General features: G+C 74.1%; 17 protein-coding genes. 9 read left to right on the top strand and 8 right to left on the bottom strand.

The annotated features are described in order from the left end of the window. Positions 1-2 precede the first annotated feature (2 nt). Positions 3-1964 carry an asparagine synthase (glutamine-hydrolyzing) gene (gene asnB, locus ACPXCB_RS11890; protein ID WP_151455284.1) on the top strand — a complete coding sequence of 654 codons (1962 nt, stop codon included), beginning with the start codon at positions 3-5 and terminating at the stop codon, positions 1962-1964. A gap of 137 nt (positions 1965-2101) precedes the next feature. Here asnB and ACPXCB_RS11885 read toward each other — a convergent pair whose 3' ends face one another. Together ACPXCB_RS11885 and ACPXCB_RS11880 are read right to left on the bottom strand one after the other, a co-directional pair. Then, entirely contained in the window at positions 2102-3220 is a 1119-nt protein-coding gene (locus ACPXCB_RS11885) for a lytic polysaccharide monooxygenase (RefSeq protein ID WP_425874787.1), read from the bottom strand. Between the two features lie 276 nt (positions 3221-3496). Further along, the gene (locus ACPXCB_RS11880) at positions 3497-3871 is read right to left on the bottom strand and encodes a nuclear transport factor 2 family protein (protein WP_425874785.1); all 375 of its coding nucleotides are present in this window, start codon (positions 3869-3871) and stop codon (positions 3497-3499) included. A gap of 65 nt (positions 3872-3936) precedes the next feature. Between ACPXCB_RS11880 and ACPXCB_RS11875 the strand changes: the two genes are divergently transcribed. Then, positions 3937-4872, top strand: coding sequence for a PfkB family carbohydrate kinase (locus ACPXCB_RS11875; RefSeq protein WP_425874784.1), 936 nt, complete (start codon positions 3937-3939; stop codon positions 4870-4872). On the opposite strand, the gene ACPXCB_RS11870 is transcribed toward ACPXCB_RS11875, so the two are convergent. The 3 genes from ACPXCB_RS11870 to ACPXCB_RS11860 form a co-directional block, all read right to left on the bottom strand. Next, positions 4869-5810 (bottom strand): MerR family transcriptional regulator, encoded by a 942-nt coding sequence (locus ACPXCB_RS11870; RefSeq protein WP_425874783.1) that lies wholly within the window; start codon positions 5808-5810, stop codon positions 4869-4871. The two genes, ACPXCB_RS11875 and ACPXCB_RS11870, sit on opposite strands and share 4 nt — an antisense overlap. 108 nt (positions 5811-5918) lie before the next feature. Continuing rightward, a complete protein-coding gene (locus ACPXCB_RS11865; RefSeq protein WP_425874781.1) occupies positions 5919-6746 on the bottom strand; it encodes an MBL fold metallo-hydrolase in 828 nt (275 codons plus the stop codon). Continuing rightward, complete coding sequence (locus ACPXCB_RS11860; protein WP_151457646.1) at positions 6743-7147, bottom strand: thioesterase family protein; 405 nt, start codon at positions 7145-7147, stop codon at positions 6743-6745. Before ACPXCB_RS11860 ends, ACPXCB_RS11865 begins: the two co-directional genes overlap by 4 nt. Positions 7148-7333: 186 nt before the next feature. Between ACPXCB_RS11860 and ACPXCB_RS11855 the strand changes: the two genes are divergently transcribed. Then, positions 7334-8377: a phosphatase PAP2 family protein gene (locus tag ACPXCB_RS11855; RefSeq protein ID WP_425874779.1), complete on the top strand. Its 1044-nt coding sequence runs from the start codon at positions 7334-7336 to the stop codon at positions 8375-8377. Between the two features lie 25 nt (positions 8378-8402). Here ACPXCB_RS11855 and ACPXCB_RS11850 read toward each other — a convergent pair whose 3' ends face one another. The 3 genes from ACPXCB_RS11850 to ACPXCB_RS11840 are packed head-to-tail and all read right to left on the bottom strand — an operon-like array spanning position 8403 to position 10697. After that, positions 8403-9908 carry a PH domain-containing protein gene (locus ACPXCB_RS11850; RefSeq protein ID WP_425874777.1) on the bottom strand — a complete coding sequence of 502 codons (1506 nt, stop codon included), beginning with the start codon at positions 9906-9908 and terminating at the stop codon, positions 8403-8405. Continuing rightward, positions 9905-10453: a PH domain-containing protein gene (locus ACPXCB_RS11845; RefSeq protein WP_425874775.1), complete on the bottom strand. Its 549-nt coding sequence runs from the start codon at positions 10451-10453 to the stop codon at positions 9905-9907. Before ACPXCB_RS11845 ends, ACPXCB_RS11850 begins: the two co-directional genes overlap by 4 nt. 13 nt (positions 10454-10466) lie before the next feature. Continuing rightward, on the bottom strand, positions 10467-10697 hold the full coding sequence (locus ACPXCB_RS11840) for a hypothetical protein (RefSeq protein WP_425874773.1): 231 nt from the start codon (positions 10695-10697) through the stop codon (positions 10467-10469). Between the two features lie 278 nt (positions 10698-10975). Here ACPXCB_RS11840 and ACPXCB_RS11835 point away from each other — a divergent pair, with 278 nt between their 5' ends. From ACPXCB_RS11835 to ACPXCB_RS11810, 6 genes are all read left to right on the top strand, one after another. Beyond that, positions 10976-12082 (top strand): AAA family ATPase, encoded by a 1107-nt coding sequence (locus ACPXCB_RS11835; protein ID WP_425874771.1) that lies wholly within the window; start codon positions 10976-10978, stop codon positions 12080-12082. After that, a complete protein-coding gene (locus ACPXCB_RS11830; RefSeq protein ID WP_425874769.1) occupies positions 12061-13065 on the top strand; it encodes a DUF58 domain-containing protein in 1005 nt (334 codons plus the stop codon). Before ACPXCB_RS11835 ends, ACPXCB_RS11830 begins: the two co-directional genes overlap by 22 nt. Then, positions 13062-14012 carry a VWA domain-containing protein gene (locus ACPXCB_RS11825; protein ID WP_132238736.1) on the top strand — a complete coding sequence of 317 codons (951 nt, stop codon included), beginning with the start codon at positions 13062-13064 and terminating at the stop codon, positions 14010-14012. The genes ACPXCB_RS11830 and ACPXCB_RS11825 overlap by 4 nt, the downstream gene beginning before the upstream one ends. Before the next feature lie 732 nt (positions 14013-14744). Then, positions 14745-15449 (top strand): 3-oxoacyl-ACP reductase FabG, encoded by a 705-nt coding sequence (fabG, locus tag ACPXCB_RS11820; RefSeq protein ID WP_151457585.1) that lies wholly within the window; start codon positions 14745-14747, stop codon positions 15447-15449. A 35-nt stretch (positions 15450-15484) separates the two neighbouring features. Then, complete coding sequence (gene fabI / locus ACPXCB_RS11815) at positions 15485-16252, top strand: enoyl-ACP reductase FabI (RefSeq protein WP_151457584.1); 768 nt, start codon at positions 15485-15487, stop codon at positions 16250-16252. Positions 16253-16365: 113 nt separating this feature from the next. Beyond that, positions 16366-17427: a ferrochelatase gene (locus ACPXCB_RS11810; protein ID WP_425874767.1), complete on the top strand. Its 1062-nt coding sequence runs from the start codon at positions 16366-16368 to the stop codon at positions 17425-17427. The last annotated feature ends 15 nt before the right edge of the window (positions 17428-17442 follow it).

The following is a 17442-nucleotide window of genomic DNA, read 5'->3' as shown; positions in this document are numbered from 1 at the left end:
CCATGTGCGGACTCCTGGCCTTCTTCAGCGCGCGCGGCGACGCCGCCGCCCACCGCGACAACATCGCCGGGGCGTTGGAATGCCTGCACCACCGCGGACCGGACGAGACCGGTGTCGAGGTGGTCGGCGACGCCTCCGGCCGGTACGCGGACGGGGTGTTCGCGCACAAGCGGTTGGCGATCATCGACGTTGCCTCCAGCCAAGAGCCCCTGTCCTACGCGAACGGGCGCTACCTGCTGACCTTCAACGGCGAGATCTACAACTACATCGAGCTGCGCGAGGAGCTGATCCGGAGCTTCGGCGCGCAGTTCGCCACCGCCGGTGACGGCGAGGTGATCGTCGCCGGTTTCCACTACTGGGGCGAGCAGGTGCTCACCCGGCTGCGCGGCATGTTCGCCTTCGTCATCTGGGACCGGCAGGAACGCCGCGCGTTCGGCGGCCGGGACTACTTCGGCATCAAGCCGCTGCACTACCTGGAGACCGCCGACGGCCTCTACCTGGCCTCGGAGAAGAAGGCGCTGCTGCCCTTCGCGCACTCCAACTACCAGGGCGACGCCGGCATCGACACGGCCAACCTGAGCCACTACCTGACCCTGCAGTACGTGCCCGAGCCCGGCACCCTGCACAAGGGGATCAGCCGGATCGGCTCCGGCGAGTACCTGACCTGGACCCCGGGCGGGCGGATCGACGTGCGCCGGTGGTACCGGCCGGTGTTCCGGCCCACCCCGGTCGACGACGAGCAGCGGCTCTACCACGAGATCCGGGAGACGCTGCGGGAGAGCGTCCGGATGCACATGCGCTCCGACGTGCCGGTCGGCTCGTTCCTCTCCAGCGGCATCGACTCGACCGCGGTGGTCGCCCTGGCCCGGGAGTTCAACCCGAACATCCTGACCTTCACCGTCGGCTACGACGTCCCGGGCTACTCGGAGATCGACGTCGCCCAGGACTCGGCCCGCCACCTCGACGTGACGACCATCCCGACCAAGATCGGGCCGTACGACATGATCGAGGCGCTGCCGAAGATCGTCTGGCACCTGGACGACCCGGTCGCCGACCCGGCCCTGGTGCCCCTCTACTTCGTGGCCAAGAAGGCCGCCGAGCACGTCACCGTGGTGCTCTCCGGCGAGGGCGCCGACGAGTTCTTCGGCGGCTACACCATCTACCGTGAGCCGCTGTCGTTGAGCTCGGTCAACGGGCTGCCCGACGGGGTGCAGAAGGGGCTGCGGGCGGTCTCCAAGGCCATCCCGCAGGGCGTGAAGGGCAAGAGCTTCCTGGAGCGCGGCACCACCCCGATCGAGCAGCGCTACTACGGCAACGCCCGGATGTTCACCGAGGAGGAGAAGCAGCACCTGCTGCGCCGCTACGACCCCTCGGTCCGCTACACCGACGTCACCGCGCCCATCTACGCCGAGTGCACGGAACTCGACGACGTCACCAAGATGCAGTACGTCGACCTCTACACCTGGCTGCGCGGCGACATCCTGGTCAAGGCCGACCGGATCTCGATGGCGCACTCGCTGGAGGTGCGGGTGCCCTTCCTGGACCGGGCGGTCTTCGACGTGGCGTCCAGGATCCCGGTGGACCTCAAGCTCCCGCCCCGCTCCGACGCCACCAAGTACGCGATGCGCCAGGCGTTGCAGGGCGTGGTGCCGCCGGCCATCGTCAACCGCAAGAAGCTCGGCTTCCCGACCCCCACCCGGGTCTGGCTGCGCGGCGAGATGTACGAGTGGGCGCGGCACGTGCTGTCCACTTCCGGTGCCGGTGACCTGCTCGACCTGTCGTACGCGATGCGGCTGCTGGAGGAGCACAAGCGGGAGGAGGCCGACCACTCCCGCAAGGTGTGGACGGTGCTCATCTTCTGCATCTGGCACGCCATCTTCGTTGCCAAGACGCTCGACCCGGGCATCCAGCGCAACCAGTCCGCCCTGCTGACCAAGCCCGTGGTCGGCTCCATGGTCCGCTGACCGGCCACTGCAACCCAGTCCCCCGCGCCTGGCCACGCTGGCCAACGCTGTCGATCAAGAGGTTTGCGTCCCCGGCATCGTTCCCGGAGGACGCAAACCTCTTGATCACTTCAGGGGTCCGGTGTCGGGCCGGGGTCTCAGCGGCCGGAGCAGGTGACCGTGGGCAGGGTGTTGGTGCCGTTGGTGGTGGCGACGAAGCCGAAGGTCGTGGTGCCCTCCGGGGCTATCGTGCCGTTGTAGGGCGCGTTGGTCACGGTGACCGACGAGCCGGATGTGCTCAGCGTGCCGCTCCACAGGCTGTTGATGGTCTGCCCGCTGGGCCACGTCCAGTTGGCCGTCCAGCCCGACCAGGTCGACGAGCTGTGGTTCATGATCATGACCTCACCCTGGAAGCCGCCGTTCCAGGTGCCGACCACCTTGAAGACCGGCATGCAGTCCCCGCCGTGCGGCGGCGGCGTGGTCGGGTTCGGCGGGGGCGTCGTCGGGTTGGGCGGCGGGGTCGTCGGGTTGGGCGGGGGAGTGGTCGGGTTGGGCGGCGGCGTGCCGCCCGGGCCGACGCCGGTGACCTCGCCGTTGCCGCCGTCGAAGGTGACGTCCGAGCAGCCGAAGAAGTTCTCCTGGCTGTCGGAGCGCACCCAGCGCGAGTAGATGAGGTGCCGGCCGCTCTTGTTGGTGGGCAGGTTGCCGCTGAAGTAGTAGTGCCCGTCGTTGGTGCCGCTCGAGCCGCGCTGCGGCGGGTTGGTCACCGTCAGGAACGGCTCCTCCAGGTCGCTCCACGCCAGCGGACGGCCCGGGCTCCAGCTGTCCTTCGTGACGTAGAAGTAGAACGTGCCGGGGTGGTGGGCCCAGTTGCTGTAGCGGAACTCCATCCGGGCCCCGGCCGTCAGGTGGGTCAGCGGCCAGTCGGTGCGGGCCAGGTCGTAGCCGGCGAAGCCCGGGTTGCCGCCGCTGCACAGCTTGCCGTCCGGGATGAAGCCGACGGTCCGGCCGGCGGCGTCGGAGCGCAGCACGCTGAACCAGTTGTAGAGCGAGTTGGCCCCGCTCTGCGCCACGGCGGCGGAGCATGCCGGGTTGTTCGGCTTGATCTCGCCGGTGGACGAGAGGCCGTCCTTCCAGCAGAGGAAGGTGCGGCTGCCGGGGGCCATCGGGGTGCCGTGCGCGGCGGCGGGGTCGGGCCCCGCCGTCAGGACGACGGCGCCCGCGAGAAGGGTCGCGGCCGCGGTGAGCAACGCGGCCATACGCGATCGGTGGGACACGGGGGTTCTCCTCACTCGTGGGACGGGGGAGTCCCACGGGCAACGCGCGGGGTGGCAACACCGGCCGCCCCGCTGCGACGCGGGCAAGACGGTCGCGGCGGACGTGCCCCGGCGCGGATGGCCGGCGTACGTGCGCCGTCGGCGGCCCGACTCGCGGGCCGGTGCCCTCGCGTGGATGTGAACCCGGTGCCGGCGGCGCGGCAGCCCCCGCACCGCCCGGCAAGCGCCATCCCACCACGGGACGGTGACGAGGCGCAATAGCCGTTGCTCGATGTGTCAGTAGCGCACGACGAGGTGCTCCCGGCCGGGCGGCGGCTCGTAGGGCTCCGGCCAGAACTCGGTCACCTCGCGGACGAGACCGGCCTCGTCAAGGTCGAGGAAGCTCACGGCGGGAACCTCCTCGCCCGCGAGGACACAGGTGATCCAGACGGCGGCGTGCCGACCCGAGACGATCGCCCGGGTCACCGTGAGGTGCCAGCTGCCGGGATACTCCTGGTTGAGGCGCAGGAACGACTCCCGGCCCACGACCCGCTCGCGGGTCTGCGGCAGGTGGTAGACCACGTCGTCGGCGAGCAGCCGGCCGAAGGCAGCCCAGTCCCGCGCCTCCAACGTCGCCCAGTAGGCCGACACTACGGCTTCAGCATTCGTCATGGCGCGTACTGTGCCAGCCTGGTGCGACAAGATCGGTCGGCGCGCGGCGTGGACGGAGGACACCAATGGGTTACGCGGTGGTGCTCGGCGAGGCACTGGTCGACCTGCTCGACACCGAGCGTGACGGCGAGCCGGTCTACCGGCAGGCCGTCGGTGGCGGGCCGCTGAACGTGGCGGTCGCCGTCGCCCGGCTCGGCGGCGCGGTGCAGTTCGTCGGGTCGCTCGGCGACGACGTCCTGGCCGGGCGGATCCGCGACTTCCTGACCGGCGCGGGCGTCGGCCTGGCCGGGGCGGTCACCGTCGCCGCCCCGACCGCGCTGGCGGTGGCCACCTTCGCCGGCCCGGAGCCCGACTTCCGGTTCTACGGCGAGCCGCCCTCCTACGGCCTGCTCGGCCCCGACGACCTCGACGCCGACCTGGTGGCGGGCGCCGACGTCCTCTACTGCGGGTCGATCGTGCTGCTCCAGCCGCCGGCGCTGGCCGCCGCGCGCCGGGCCTGGGCGCTGGCGTCCGGGCTGCGGGTCTTCGACCCCAACGTCCGTCCCCGGCTGCTCGACGGGCCGACCGCGCTGGCCGGGCTGCGCGAGGTGGTGGCCGAGTTCGCCGCCGGCGCCCACCTGGTCAAGCTGAGCGCCGCCGACGCGAAGCTGCTCTACCCGGGCGAACCCGAGGAGGGCGTGGCGGCGTACCTGCGGGAACTCGGCGCGGGCACCGTGGTGGTCACCCTCGGCGCCGCCGGCGCGGTGGTCGCCGCCGCTGGCACCGATCCGGTACGCGTTCCCGCGCCGAAGGTCGCCGCGGTGGACGCCACCGGCGCGGGCGACTCGGTGATGGGCGCCCTCGTCGCGGAGCTGCTGGCCGGCGGCGAACCCGCCGACCCGGCGGGCTGGCACGAGCGGGTGGCGTTCGCGCTGCGGGTCGCCGGCCTGGTCTGCGAGTCACCCGGCGGCGCGACCGCCATGCCCACCCGCGCGCAGGTCCACGCCCGCTTCACCCGCTAGGCCGGCGTGCGGGCCCGCAGGGCCCGGACGGACCAGTCGAGCGCCGGCGCCAGGCTCTCGGGGGCCGGCCAGCCGTTGACCACGGAGAGCAGCCGCAGGTAACGCTCCCTGCGTGGGTCGTTCGCGGCCTCCAGCCTGGCCAGCAACCGGCACCGGAGAGTGACGTCCTCGGGGCGGCCACAGAGGTCCGCGTACCGGGCCATGACCGCGTCGACGACCGGGTCGGCCTCGGCCGAGGCCGGGTCGACGCCGGCCCGCCGGACCGGCTCGGTCTGGTCACGGACCATGGCGACGGGGTCGCGGCGGACGCCGCCGGTGCGGCTGTGGTGGGCGCGGTCGGCCGCGTGCTGCTCGGCCAGCCGCCGCATGCCCGCGCGGAATTCCGGGTCCCGGGACAGCTCGGCCAGTTCCACCCACGCCTCGACCTGCGCGACGTCGGCGTCGTCGGGCAGCTCGGGGGTCATCGAGCGCCTGATCCCGGCGAACCCGGGGTCGACGTCCAGCCCGCCGAAGGCCGCGTCGAGGAACTCGGCGACCAGGCGTCGCCGTTCGTCCTCGGAGAGTCCGGCCAGTCTGTGCACGAGTTCCATCTCCTCCGGGTCGGACCCGCGCCTGGCCACCACCGTCAGTACCGCCTGCCGCAGCCGCAGCGCTCTGACCTGCGTCGCCAGCGCCTCGGCGTGCGTCGCGGCGACCTCGGCGAGGGGGACCTCCCGCTCCACGACCCTGCGGATGGTGGCGAGGTCGAGCCCCAGCTCGCGCAGCGTACGCACCAAACCCAGGCGCACGACGGCCTGAACGCCGTAACGGCGGTGGCCGGTCGGGCCACGGTCGGTCGGCGGCACGATTCCCCGGTCGGAGTAGAACCGGACGGTCTTGACCGTCAGCCCGGTACGTCGGGCCAGCTCCCCGATCGAGTAGCGCGTGTCGCTGTTCATGCCCCCACCCTCGCGCCTCCCCCTAAGGGAGACGCAAGCTTCCCGCCGCCAGCGGTCGCCGGGCTGATCCGCCACGCCGCGCCCCGGCCGGGTCGGTCGCGGTCGCCGTCAGGCGGTGCCGTCGAGTTCGGCGTAGCCGCGGCGGGCGGCGTGCAGGGCGGGACGGGCGCCGAAGGGCGCCTCGGCGGCGACGCGCTCCGGCGGTGCGCCGCCGGTGTGCCCGGCGCGGATGAGCCAGGCCAGCTCGACGAGCTGGGCGTGCTGCGCGCGTACGAACGCCGCGTCGACCGGTTCGCCGTGCCCCGGCACGACCACCGTGGCCGGGGTGGTCATCCGCAGCAGCTCGGCCACCGTGTCGGGCCACTGCAACGGGTACGACTCCTCGAAGGCCGGCGGGCCACTCTGCTCCACCAGGTCCCCGGCGACGAGCACGTCGACGTCGGGCACGTGCACCACCAGGTCACCGGCGGTGTGCCCGCGACCGGGGTGGCGCAGCACCACCCGCCGGCCGCCCACGTCGAGCACGGTCTCGCTGTGCACGGTGTGCGTCGGCACCAGCAGCTCCGTCCGGGCCACCTCGGCGGCCAGCGTGGGGTGCGCGTCGCGCAGTTCCGCGTACGCCTCCCGGCGCAGCCGGTCCGGCTCGCGCATCGCCTCGGCGGCCAGCTCGTGGGCGTACACCGGGCGGGGCGGGTCGGCGGCGAGGGTCGCGTTGCCGAAGCAGTGGTCGAAGTGGTGGTGGGTGTTCACCAGCGTCCACGGATGGGGGGTGACCGCCCGGGCGGCGGCGGCCAGCTCGGCGGCCTGCCCGGCGGTGGAGAGCGTGTCGACCAGCAGCGCGGCCCCGTCGCCGACGACGAGCGTGACGTTGACGTGCAGCAGCGGCTCGCGCAGCACGTGCACCCCGTCGGCGACCCGCGTGAAGCGGGCGGTCACGACGACCGCGCGGCGCGTTCCACGAAGCGCTGCCGGTCGACCAGCACCCGCTCCACCCGGCCCTCGGCGACCGTCTCGTCGCCGTCGCTGACGCTGACCTCGAAGTACAGCCGCCGCCCCTCGACCGCGGTCAGCCGGGCCTGCGCCACCACCGTGCGCCCCACGGGGGTGGCCGCCCGGTGGTCGAGCTCGACCCGGGTGCCGACGGTGGTCGACCCGCCGGGCATCCGGGCGGCGGTGGCCGCCACCGTGGCGGCCTCGGCGAGGGCGAGCACCCGGGGCGTGCCCAGGACGGGCACGTCTCCGGAGCCGACGGCCTGGGCGGTGTCGGTGTCGGCGACGGTCAACTCCACCCGGGCGGTGAGGCCCGGGGTCAGCGCGGGCTCCGGCTGCTCCTGCATGGCCAAAGCCTAGACGAGGCGGGCGGCGGGCGGGGCGTGCGCGTCGGTCGCCCCACTGGCGCACACCGCCCCTGGGCGACGCCGAACCGCCGCACCCGGCCGCCGGTTCCGCCGCGCCCGAGAGGACGGCGCGGCCGGGGTGGTCGGCGTGGGCCGATGCCGCCCGCGCCGCTAACCTTGACCGCGATGTCTGTCGCGACCGACCCCCAGCCCCCCGCCCGGACCGAGCCACCCGCCGCACCCGACGGCGGGCGTCGTCGCGTGGTCGCGATGACACTCTGGGGGGTCGCCTTCGTCGCCGGCTGGCTCGGCATCGGCCTGCCGACCGACCCGGCGTACGCGTTCCTGTGGATCTGGGCGGGGACGATCGCCTGGAACAGCAGCCGGCCGTGGCGCAGCCACCTGCGCTTCGCGCGGGACTGGGTGCCGGTGGTGCTGCTGCTCGCCGTCTACAACCTGTCCCGGGGCTTCGCCGACAACGGCGCCACCCCGCACGCGTACGAGCTGATCGTCGCCGACCGGGTGATGTTCGGCTGGGCGACGGGCGGGCAGGTGCCGACGACCTGGCTCCAGGAGCACCTCTACCGGCCCGAGGTGCACTGGTGGGACGTCGCCGTCAGCTGGGTCTACTTCTCCCACTTCGTGGTGGCGCTGGCCGCCGCGGCGGTGCTCTGGCTGCGGGACCGGGGGCGCTGGGCGGCCTTCATGCGCCGCTGGGGCTTCCTGTGCGCCACCGGCCTGGTCACCTACTTCCTCTACCCGGCCGCCCCGCCCTGGTGGGCGGCGCAGAACGGGCTGCTGGAGGAGGTCGCGCGGATCTCCACGCGCGGCTGGAAGGCGTTCGGCATGCACGGCGCCGGGAACCTGCTCAACGCCGGGCAGATCGCCTCCAACCCGGTGGCCGCGATGCCGTCGCTGCACACCGCGTTCGCGCTCTTCGTGGTGCTGTTCTTCCTGCGGCAGACCCGCCGCCGCTGGTGGCCGCTGCTGCTGGCGTACCCGCTGGCGATGACGTTCACCCTCGTCTACTCGGGCGAGCACTACGTCATCGACGTGCTGGTCGGCTGGGCGTACGTCGGGATGACCTTCCTCGCGGTCGGCCTGGCCGAGCGCTGGTGGGCGGCCCGCAAGGCCCGGCGGGCCCCGGCGGACCCCGACCCCGACGCTGAGGCCGAGCCGACCGACCCGCCGGCCGCCGCCGAGCCGCCGCCGGTCACGGCCACCCGCTGAACCACCCGCGTTCGGACGGGCGCGGTCAGCCCGCCCGGCGGGCCGCGCGCGAGCGGGCCGTCAGCTCCGCCGCCAGGGCCCACGCCTCGGCGAGGTCCCGGTCCCGGGCGGCCGCGCCGGCGCCGCCAGCGGTGTCGGCGTGCACCGTCGCCAGCCGCAGCCGCCGCTGCGCCGGCCCCTGCACGACCCGAACGCTCTGGATCCGGGCGTACGGCACGAGCACCAACTGCCGGGTGAGCAGGCCGGAGCGGACGGCGAAGACCCGGTCGTCGAGCCCGGCGCCGAGCACGCCCCGGCTCAGCGGGTTGAGCCAGCGGGCCCGCGTCGGCGGCGGGCTCAGCGGCAGCGCGGCCAGCCGCACCCCCGGCAGCACCTCGGTCACGATCGCCTCGCCGGTCGCCACATCACCGACGGGGAGCAGCCGGTCCGGCCGGTTGCGCTCGTCGGCCTCGCCGGCGGAGTAGCCGGCCACCTCCAGGCGCAGCCGCAGCCAGCCCTTGACCCGCCACAGCAGCGGCCAGGTCACCCCGACGGCCTGCACCCGGTCCAGCGGCACGGTCTGCGCGCGGGTCTCCAGCAGGCCGTTGCGGATCCGCAGCGTGCCCTCGTCCCGGGCGAGCCGGAAGTTCCAGTCGTCGAGCACCCGCCGCACCGGTTGCAGCAGCACGCCGGCCATGGCGGTGAGGGTGCTCGCCACCGCGACGAACGACCAGGTGTCCTCGGAGAGGAACTGCGCCACCACGAACGCGACGCCGAACGGGATCATGAACGCCTGCGGGGTCAGCAGCTGGCTGACCAGCAGGTCGTTGTTGGCCACGGCGTGCAGGGGCCGGCCGGACGGTGGTGCCGGGGTCCCCGCCTGTCCCGCGGCCACTCCCGCCGGCGGCGCTCCCGGCTCGGCCGCGATCCGTCCGGCGAGGGCGAGCAGCCGCTGGCGCAGCGCGGTCGCCTCGGCAACGCTCAGGTAGGCCAGCGGCGCCTCGGTCTTGCCCCCGCCGACCACCTCCAGCCGCAGCTCGGCCAGGCCGGTGAGCTGGGCGAGCAGCGGGCGGACCACCTCGACGGCCTGGAGCCGCTCCAGCGGGATCGCCCGGGTCCGCCGCCAGAGGAGGCCCTCGTGCACCCGCAGCTCGCGGCCCACCACGTGGTAGCCGGTGTAGTACCAACTCACCACGGCCAGCACGGTGGCGCCCAGGGCCAGCACCACCGCCATCAGCGCGAACCAGCCGAAGCCGACCCGCGACAGCGTCGACCACGACAGGCCGGCGATCACCACGACCAGGGACTTGGCGCCGTGCAGGGCGGGACTGAGCGGGTGCAGCCGCTGCCGCGGCTCGGCGCCCCCGGGCGCCCCGGCGGACCAGCCCGGCCCCGGCGGGACGGGCCCGGCCGCCGAAGGCGGGAGGCCGGATCCGGCGTCGGGCCATGCCGTCTCCGGCGGTGCACCGGGCCCGGTCGGCTCCGGCGGGACGCCCGGCTCCGCCGGGGACGGTCCGGCGTGGTCCGTGTCCCGGGCGGCCGGGTCGCTCACAGGCCCTCCGCCCGGTCCTCGCCCAGCGCGGTGAGCCGGTCGCGCAGCCGGGACGCCTCCGCCGGGCGCAGCCCGGGCACCCGGGCGTCGCTCGCCGCGGCGGCCGTGTGCAGCTGCACGGTGGCGAGCTCGAACGCGCGCTCCAGCGGCCCCGCGCTGACGTCGACGAACTGCATCCGCGAGTACGGCACGATGGAGAGCCGCCGCACCAGCAGCCCGTGCCGGACCAGCAGGTCGTCCTCCCGCTCCGCGTAGCCCCAGGCCCGTACGGCGCGGACGATCGTCACGCCCCGCAGGACGCCGAACAGCAGCACCACGCCGAGTGCCGCGCCGAGGAAGCCGCTGCCGCTGAACGCCCAGCCGACGCCCAGCCCGAGGGCGAGGACGACCAGCACCAGCGCCAGGCGGATCAGCTCCACCCAGATCAGGTCGGACGAGATCGACTGCCAGCGGACGGTGTCCGGCCACGGCTCCAGGGGGCCCGCCGGCGGAAGGGATGGCGCCGGCGGCGGGCCGGCGGACCCGTCACTGCTCACCGGGGACATCCGTTGTGCGCGCTCACTCTTCGAGCGTAGGCGATCCGGGCGCCGGTACGACCTCCCGGAGGAAGCCACGGGCGTCGAGGAAGTCGCCGAGGGTGGCGCGGTGCGCGGTGCACGCGAGCCAGGTCTTGCGCCGGTCGGTGTCGTGCAGCCGGGGATTGTTCCACCTCAGCGCCCAGTGGGCGGGGGCACGACATCCGCGGGACGAGCAGACCAGCGGCTCGTCGGCGGGAAGGGGGCTGCTCATCCCGGCCAGTCTAGGGGCGGTGGCGGCACCGGAAGTTTGAGCGCCGGGCGGCCACGGGGGGAGCCGCCCGGCGACGGGTGAATGGTACACGCGCCGGGCCCGTCCCTGTCCACCCGTGAGCGGCGATTCCGTGCCGCGCGACGGCGTGGCGGGCCCGCGACCCGGCATCGGGGACGGGGCGGCGAGAATCGGCTTCTCCCCACCTCGGCACTCAGCCGGGCATGCGAGTCTTGATACGCACCACGCCGCGCGACAACCGATCATGCTGTGGAGGACCGGTGGCCCAGCCGACCACGCCCGACGCCCCGACGCCGAACGGGACGGGCCCGGAGACACCCGAGCCGGTGACCACGCCGGCCGAGGACGCGACCCTGCTCGAGCGGGCGCTGTTCGAGATCAAACGGGTGATCGTCGGGCAGGACCGGATGGTGGAGCGGATGTTCGTCGCGCTGCTCGCGCGGGGCCACTGCCTGCTGGAGGGCGTGCCGGGGGTCGCGAAGACCCTCGCGGTGGAGACCCTCGCGAGGGTGGTCGGCGGCTCCTTCGCCCGGGTGCAGTTCACCCCCGACCTGGTGCCCGCCGACATCATGGGCACCCGCATCTACCGGCAGTCGAGCGAGAAGTTCGACGTCGAGCTGGGTCCGGTGTTCGTCAACTTCCTGCTCGCCGACGAGATCAACCGGGCGCCGGCCAAGGTGCAGTCGGCGCTGCTGGAGGTGATGAGCGAGCGGCAGGTCTCCATCGGCGGCGAGAGCCACCGGGTGCCCGACCCGTTCCTGGTGATGGCGACGCAGAACCCGATCGAGCAGGAGGGGGTCTACCCGCTGCCCGAGGCCCAGCGGGACCGCTTCCTCATGAAGATCGTCGTCGGCTACCCGACCGACGCCGAGGAGCGGGAGATCGTCTACCGGATGGGGGTCGCCCCGCCGCAGCCGGCGCCGGTCTTCACCACCGGTGACCTGATCGCCCTGCAACGCAAGGCGGACCAGGTCTTCGTGCACAACGCCCTGGTCGACTACGCGGTCCGGCTGGTGCTGGCCACCCGCGCCCCGGCGGAGCACGGGATGCCGGACGTCGCCCAGTTCATCCAGTACGGCGCCAGCCCGCGCGCCTCGCTCGGCCTGGTCCGGGCCACCCGCGCGCTGGCGCTGCTGCGCGGCCGGGACTACGCCCTGCCGCAGGACGTGCAGGACATCGCGCCGGACATCCTGCGCCACAGGCTCGTGCTCAGCTACGACGCGCTCGCCGACGACGTGCCCGCCGACCACGTGGTGCACCGGGTGATGTCCACCATCCCGCTGCCCTCGGTCGCGCCCCGGCAGCAGGCCACCGCAACGCCGACCACCGCGCCGCCGGGCGCCGGGTGGCCCGGGCAGCGCCCGTGACCTCACCCGCCCGTCGGCCTGCCGACGTCCCCTCCGACCGCACCGAGGCCGTCCTGTCGCGGCTGCAACTGATGGTCACCCGCAAGCTCGACGGCCTGCTCCAGGGCGACTATGCCGGCCTGCTGCCCGGGCCGGGCAGCGAGGCGGGGGAGTCCCGGGAGTACCGCCCCGGCGACGACGTACGCCGGATGGACTGGCCGGTCACCGCCCGCACGACGATGCCGCACGTCCGGCGTACGGTGGCCGACCGGGAGCTGGAGACGTGGCTGGCGGTGGACCTCTCGGCGAGCCTCGACTTCGGCACCGGCCGGTGGCTGAAGCGCGACGTCGTGGTGGCCGCCGCGGCGGCGCTGGCCCACCTGACGGTCCGGGGCGGCAACCGGATCGGCGCGGTGATCGGCAGCGGCGGCGGCACGAGCGCGCCGGCCCGCCGGTGGCGCGCCGCGCCGCCGGTCGCCGGCCCGGACGTCTACACCCGGCTGCCCGCGCGCTCCGGACGCAAGGAGGCCCACGCGCTGCTGCGGGCGATCGCCGGCACCGAGATCCGCCCCGGGCGCAGCGACCTGGGCACGCTTGTCGACATGCTCAACCGGCCGCCCCGGCGGCGGGGCGTGGCGGTGGTCATCTCCGACTTCCTCGCCCCGCCGGAGCGGTGGTCCCGGCCGCTGCGTAAGCTGCGCGTCCGGCACGACGTGGTGGCGATCGAGGTGGTCGATCCCCGGGAGCTGGAGCTGCCCGACGTCGGGGTGTTGCCGGTGGTCGACCCGGAGACCGGCGAGCTGCACGAGGTGCAGACCGCCGACCCGCGGCTGCGCCACCGCTACGCCGAGGCGGCGGCCGCCCAGCGGGCGGAGATCTCCGCGGCGCTGCGCGGCGCCGGCGCGGCCCACCTGCGACTGCGTACGGACCGAGACTGGCTGCTCGACATGGTGCGTTTCGTTGCCGCGCAGCGGCACGCGCGCACCAGGGGGACGACACGATGATCCGCTTTCTGCAACCGTGGTGGCTGCTGGCCGTGCTGCCGGTGCTCGCCCTCGCCGCGCTCTACGTCTGGCGGCAGCTGCACCGCCGGGCGTACGCGATGCGGTTCACCAACGTGGACCTGCTGCGCACCCTGGCGCCGAAGGGGCTGGGCTGGCGGCGGCACGTGCCGGCCACGGCGTTCCTGCTCTGCCTGCTGGTGCTGGCGACCGCGCTGGCCCGCCCGTCGGTCGACACCCGGGAGCCGTTGGAGCGGGCCACCGTGATGCTCGCCATCGACGTGTCGCTGTCCATGCAGGCCGACGACGTGGCGCCGAACCGGCTGGAGGCGGCGCAGGAGGCGGCCAAGCAGTTCGTCGGGGAGCTGCCGGAGAGCTACAACCTGGGGCTGGTCTCGTTCGCCAAGTCGGCGAACGTGCTGGTGCCACCGGGCAAGGACCGGGACGCGGTGACCAGCGCGATCGACGGGCTGGTGCTGGCCGAGGCGACGGCGACGGGCGAGGCGGTCTTCACCTGCCTGGAGGCGATCCGGTCGGTGCCGGCCGACGGCGCGGCGGGGATCCCGCCGGCCCGCATCGTGCTGCTCTCCGACGGGTACCGCACCTCGGGCCGGTCGGTGGAGGAGGCGGCCGCCGCCGCGCAGGCGGCGAACGTGCCGGTCTCCACCATCGCCTTCGGCACCGACTCCGGGCAGGTGGACATCGGCGGCCAGCTGCAACGGGTGCCGGTGGACCGGCTGGCCCTGGCCGACCTGGCCGAGGCCACCGAGGGCTACTTCTACGAGGCAGCGTCGGTGAGCGAGCTGAAGCAGGTCTACCAGGACATGGGCAGCTCGATCGGGTTCCGCACGGAACCCCGCGAGGTCACGCAGTGGTACGCGGGGGTGGCCCTGCTGCTGGCACTCTGCGCGGGGGCCCTCAACCTGCTGTGGTCCTCGCGGATGCTCTGACGCGCGGGGTGCGGGCGACCGTCGGTCGGTGCGTGCCGTCGCCGGCGGCCGGGCGCGTCCCGTCGGTCGGTGCGTGCCGTCGGTCGGTGCACGGCAGGGTCGGTGGTCGGTGCGCGGCGCCGCCGGTGGTCAGTGGGCGGCGCCGCCGGCGAGGACGAAGACGACGGCCACCCAGACGGCGGCGAGGGTGAAGCCCAGCGGGGCGACGTAGCGGCTCATGGACGGCTCCGGGCGGCGACTGGACGGTCCGCGCGTGCGGGGGCGGACCGCAGAGGGGTGGGTCGGGACGCGCACACGAAGTCGTGACCGGGCGGCTCCCGGCGCGGCGCGGCCGACCGGCGCGGGGGCCGGTGACCGGGCGGGACGGGGAGCGGAGCTGGGTCAGCTCACCTGCTGAGTCGTGGCTCAGCGGGGCTGACGTTCGGCCCGGCCACGACTGGGAGGATCGCTATCTCGCACAGCGATCACCTCCTGCGGTCGGCGGGGCCCGGAAGCGGACCGCACGGCCCGCAAACGCGGATCATCGTACACCCGCCGGTCGCCGTCGCCGCACTCGGCCGAGCGGCCGGACGGACCTCGGCCGAGGGGCGCGCCGCATCGCCGGCGGGGGCGGGGCAGGGGCCGGTGCCGGGCGACGCCGCGCCGGCCCGGACGTGCACGGCGTTAGCGCTTACCTGCCGGTAACGCCTAGGCTCCGACCGACCGGGAGATCACTGAACTACAGGGGGAACCGTGGCCCGTACCGTCCTGGTGACCGGCGGCAACCGGGGGATCGGCCTGGCCATCGCGCAGGCCTTCGCGAAGCAGGGCGACCGGGTGGCGGTGACCCACCGCAGCGGCGAGCCACCCGAGGGGCTGTTCGGGGTCCGCTGCGACGTGACCGACTCCGCGTCGGTCGACGCGGCGTTCACCGCGATCGAGGCCGAGCTGGGGCCGGTGGAGGTGCTCGTCGCCAACGCCGGGATCACCGACGACACGCTGCTGCTGCGGATGTCGGAGGAGCAGTTCACCCGCGTGCTGGACACCAACCTGACGGGCGCGTTCCGGTGCGCCAAGCGCGCCTCGGGCAAGATGCTGCGCGCGAAGTGGGGCCGGATGATCTTCATCTCCTCGGTGGTCGGCCTCTACGGCGGCCCCGGCCAGGTCAACTACGCGGCGAGCAAGGCCGGCCTGGTGGGCGTGGCCCGCTCGATCACCCGCGAGCTGGGCAGCCGCAACATCACGGCCAACGTGGTCGCGCCCGGCTACGTGGAGACCGACATGACCGCCGGCCTGCCCGAGGACCGCAGGACCGAGTACCGCAAGGCCATCCCCGCCAACCGGTTCGCCCAGCCGGACGAGATCGCGGGCGTGGTCACCTGGCTGGCCGGCGACGCCGCCGGCTACGTCTCCGGCGCCGTCATCCCGGTCGACGGCGGCCTCGGCATGGGCCACTGACAAGCGGTCACTGAGAACTACGGAGGAATCCCTGCATGTCCGGACTGCTCGCCGGTAAGCGGCTGCTGGTCACCGGCGTCATCACCGACGCCTCGATCGCCTTCTCGGTGGCGAAGCTCGCCCAGGAGAACGGGGCGCAGGTCGTGCTCACCGGCTACGGCCGGCTCTCCCTGGTGGAGCGGATCGCCAGGCGACTGCCCGAGCCCGCCCCGGTGATCGAGCTGGACGTGACCGACGCCGACCATCTCGCCGGGCTCGGCGACCGCGTGCGCGAGCACGTCGACGGCCTGGACGGGGTGGTGCACTCGATCGGCTTCGCCCCGCAGAGCTGCCTCGGCGGCGGCTTCCTCGATGCCCCCTGGGAGGACGTGGCGACCGCGCTGCACGTCTCCACGTACTCGTACAAGTCGCTGGCCATGGCGGCGCTGCCGCTGATGTCCGCCGGCGGCGCGGTGGTCGGCCTGACCTTCGACGCCACGAAGGCGTGGCCCGTCTACGACTGGATGGGCGTGGCCAAGGCCGGGCTGGAGTCCGCCTCCCGCTACCTGGCGCTGCACCTGGGCAAGCAGGGCATCCGCAGCAACCTGGTCGCCGCCGGGCCGCTGCGGACCATCGCCGCCAAGTCGATCCCCGGCTTCGATCAGTTCGAGGAGGCCTGGGCCGAGCGCGCGCCGCTGGGTTGGAGCCTCACCGACCAGGAGCCGGCGGCGCGGGCCTGCCTGGCGCTGCTGTCCGACTGGTTCCCGGCCACCACCGGCGAGATCGTGCACGTCGACGGCGGCTACCACGCCATCGGCGCCTGACGTGTGAGGAAGGGCCCCCTGCAATCGCATTCTGTACAGCAGGGGACCCTTCCTTGCAGCCGGGACCAGGGGGCCGCCGCCGGCGGGGACGGCCACGGGGAAGAATGGGAGCCATGGCGTACGACGCGGTGGTCCTGGTGTCCTTCGGCGGACCGGAACGGCCCGAGGACGTGATGCCGTTCCTGCAGAACGTGACCCGGGGGCGGGGCGTGCCGCCGGAGCGGCTGGCGGAGGTCGCCGAGCACTACCAGCACTTCGGTGGCGTCTCGCCGATCAACCAGCAGTGCCGGGAGCTGCTCGCGGCGGTCCGGGAGGACTTCGCCGCCAACGGCGTCGACCTGCCGGTCTACTGGGGCAACCGGAACTGGGACCCGATGCTCGCCGACACCGTGGCGCAGATGCGCGACGACGGCGTCACCCACGCCCTGGCGTTCGTGACCAGCGCCTTCGGCGGCTACTCCTCCTGCCGTCAGTACCAGGAGGACATCGCCGCCGCCCGCGCGGCGGTCGGCCCCGACGCCCCGCTGATCGACAAGCTCCGCCAGTTCTGGGACCACCCCGGCTTCGTCGAGCCGCACGCCGACGCGGTGCGGACGGCGCTCCGCCGCCTCGACCCGGCGAAGCGGGACGGCACCCGGCTGGTGTTCACCGCGCACTCGGTCCCGAACTCGATGGCCGCGAACGCCGGCCCGCACGGCGGCCGGTACGAGGCGCAGCTCACCGAGGTCGCCCGGCTGGTCCACGCCGCGGCCGCCCCGGACCTGCCGTGGGACCTGGTCTGGCAGAGCCGCTCCGGCCCGCCGCAGGTGCCGTGGCTGGAGCCGGACGTCAACGACCACCTCCGTACGCTGGCCGGGGCCGGCACCACCGGCGTGGTGGTCAGCCCGATCGGGTTCGTCTCCGATCACCTGGAGGTGGTGTGGGACCTGGACACCGAGGCGCGGGAGACGGCCAGGCAGCTCGGGCTGGACTTCGTCCGGGCCGCCACCCCCGGCACCGACCCCCGGTTCGTGGCGATGGTGCGCGAGCTGGTCCGCGAGCGGACCGACCCGGACGGGATTGGCCTGCGCCGCCGCCTCGGCGAGCTGCCCATGTGGGACACCTGCCCCACGGTGTGCTGCGTCCCGGCGCGCCGCCCCACCGCCGCCGCGGAAGCCGGGGATCCGGCCTCCTGACCGCCGCGCCGGCCC

It is taken from the genome of Micromonospora sp. DT62 (genome assembly GCF_049847285.1).
Lineage (GTDB): Bacteria > Actinomycetota > Actinomycetes > Mycobacteriales > Micromonosporaceae > Micromonospora > Micromonospora reichwaldensis.
This window is presented reverse-complemented; position numbering and strand designations above follow the sequence as displayed.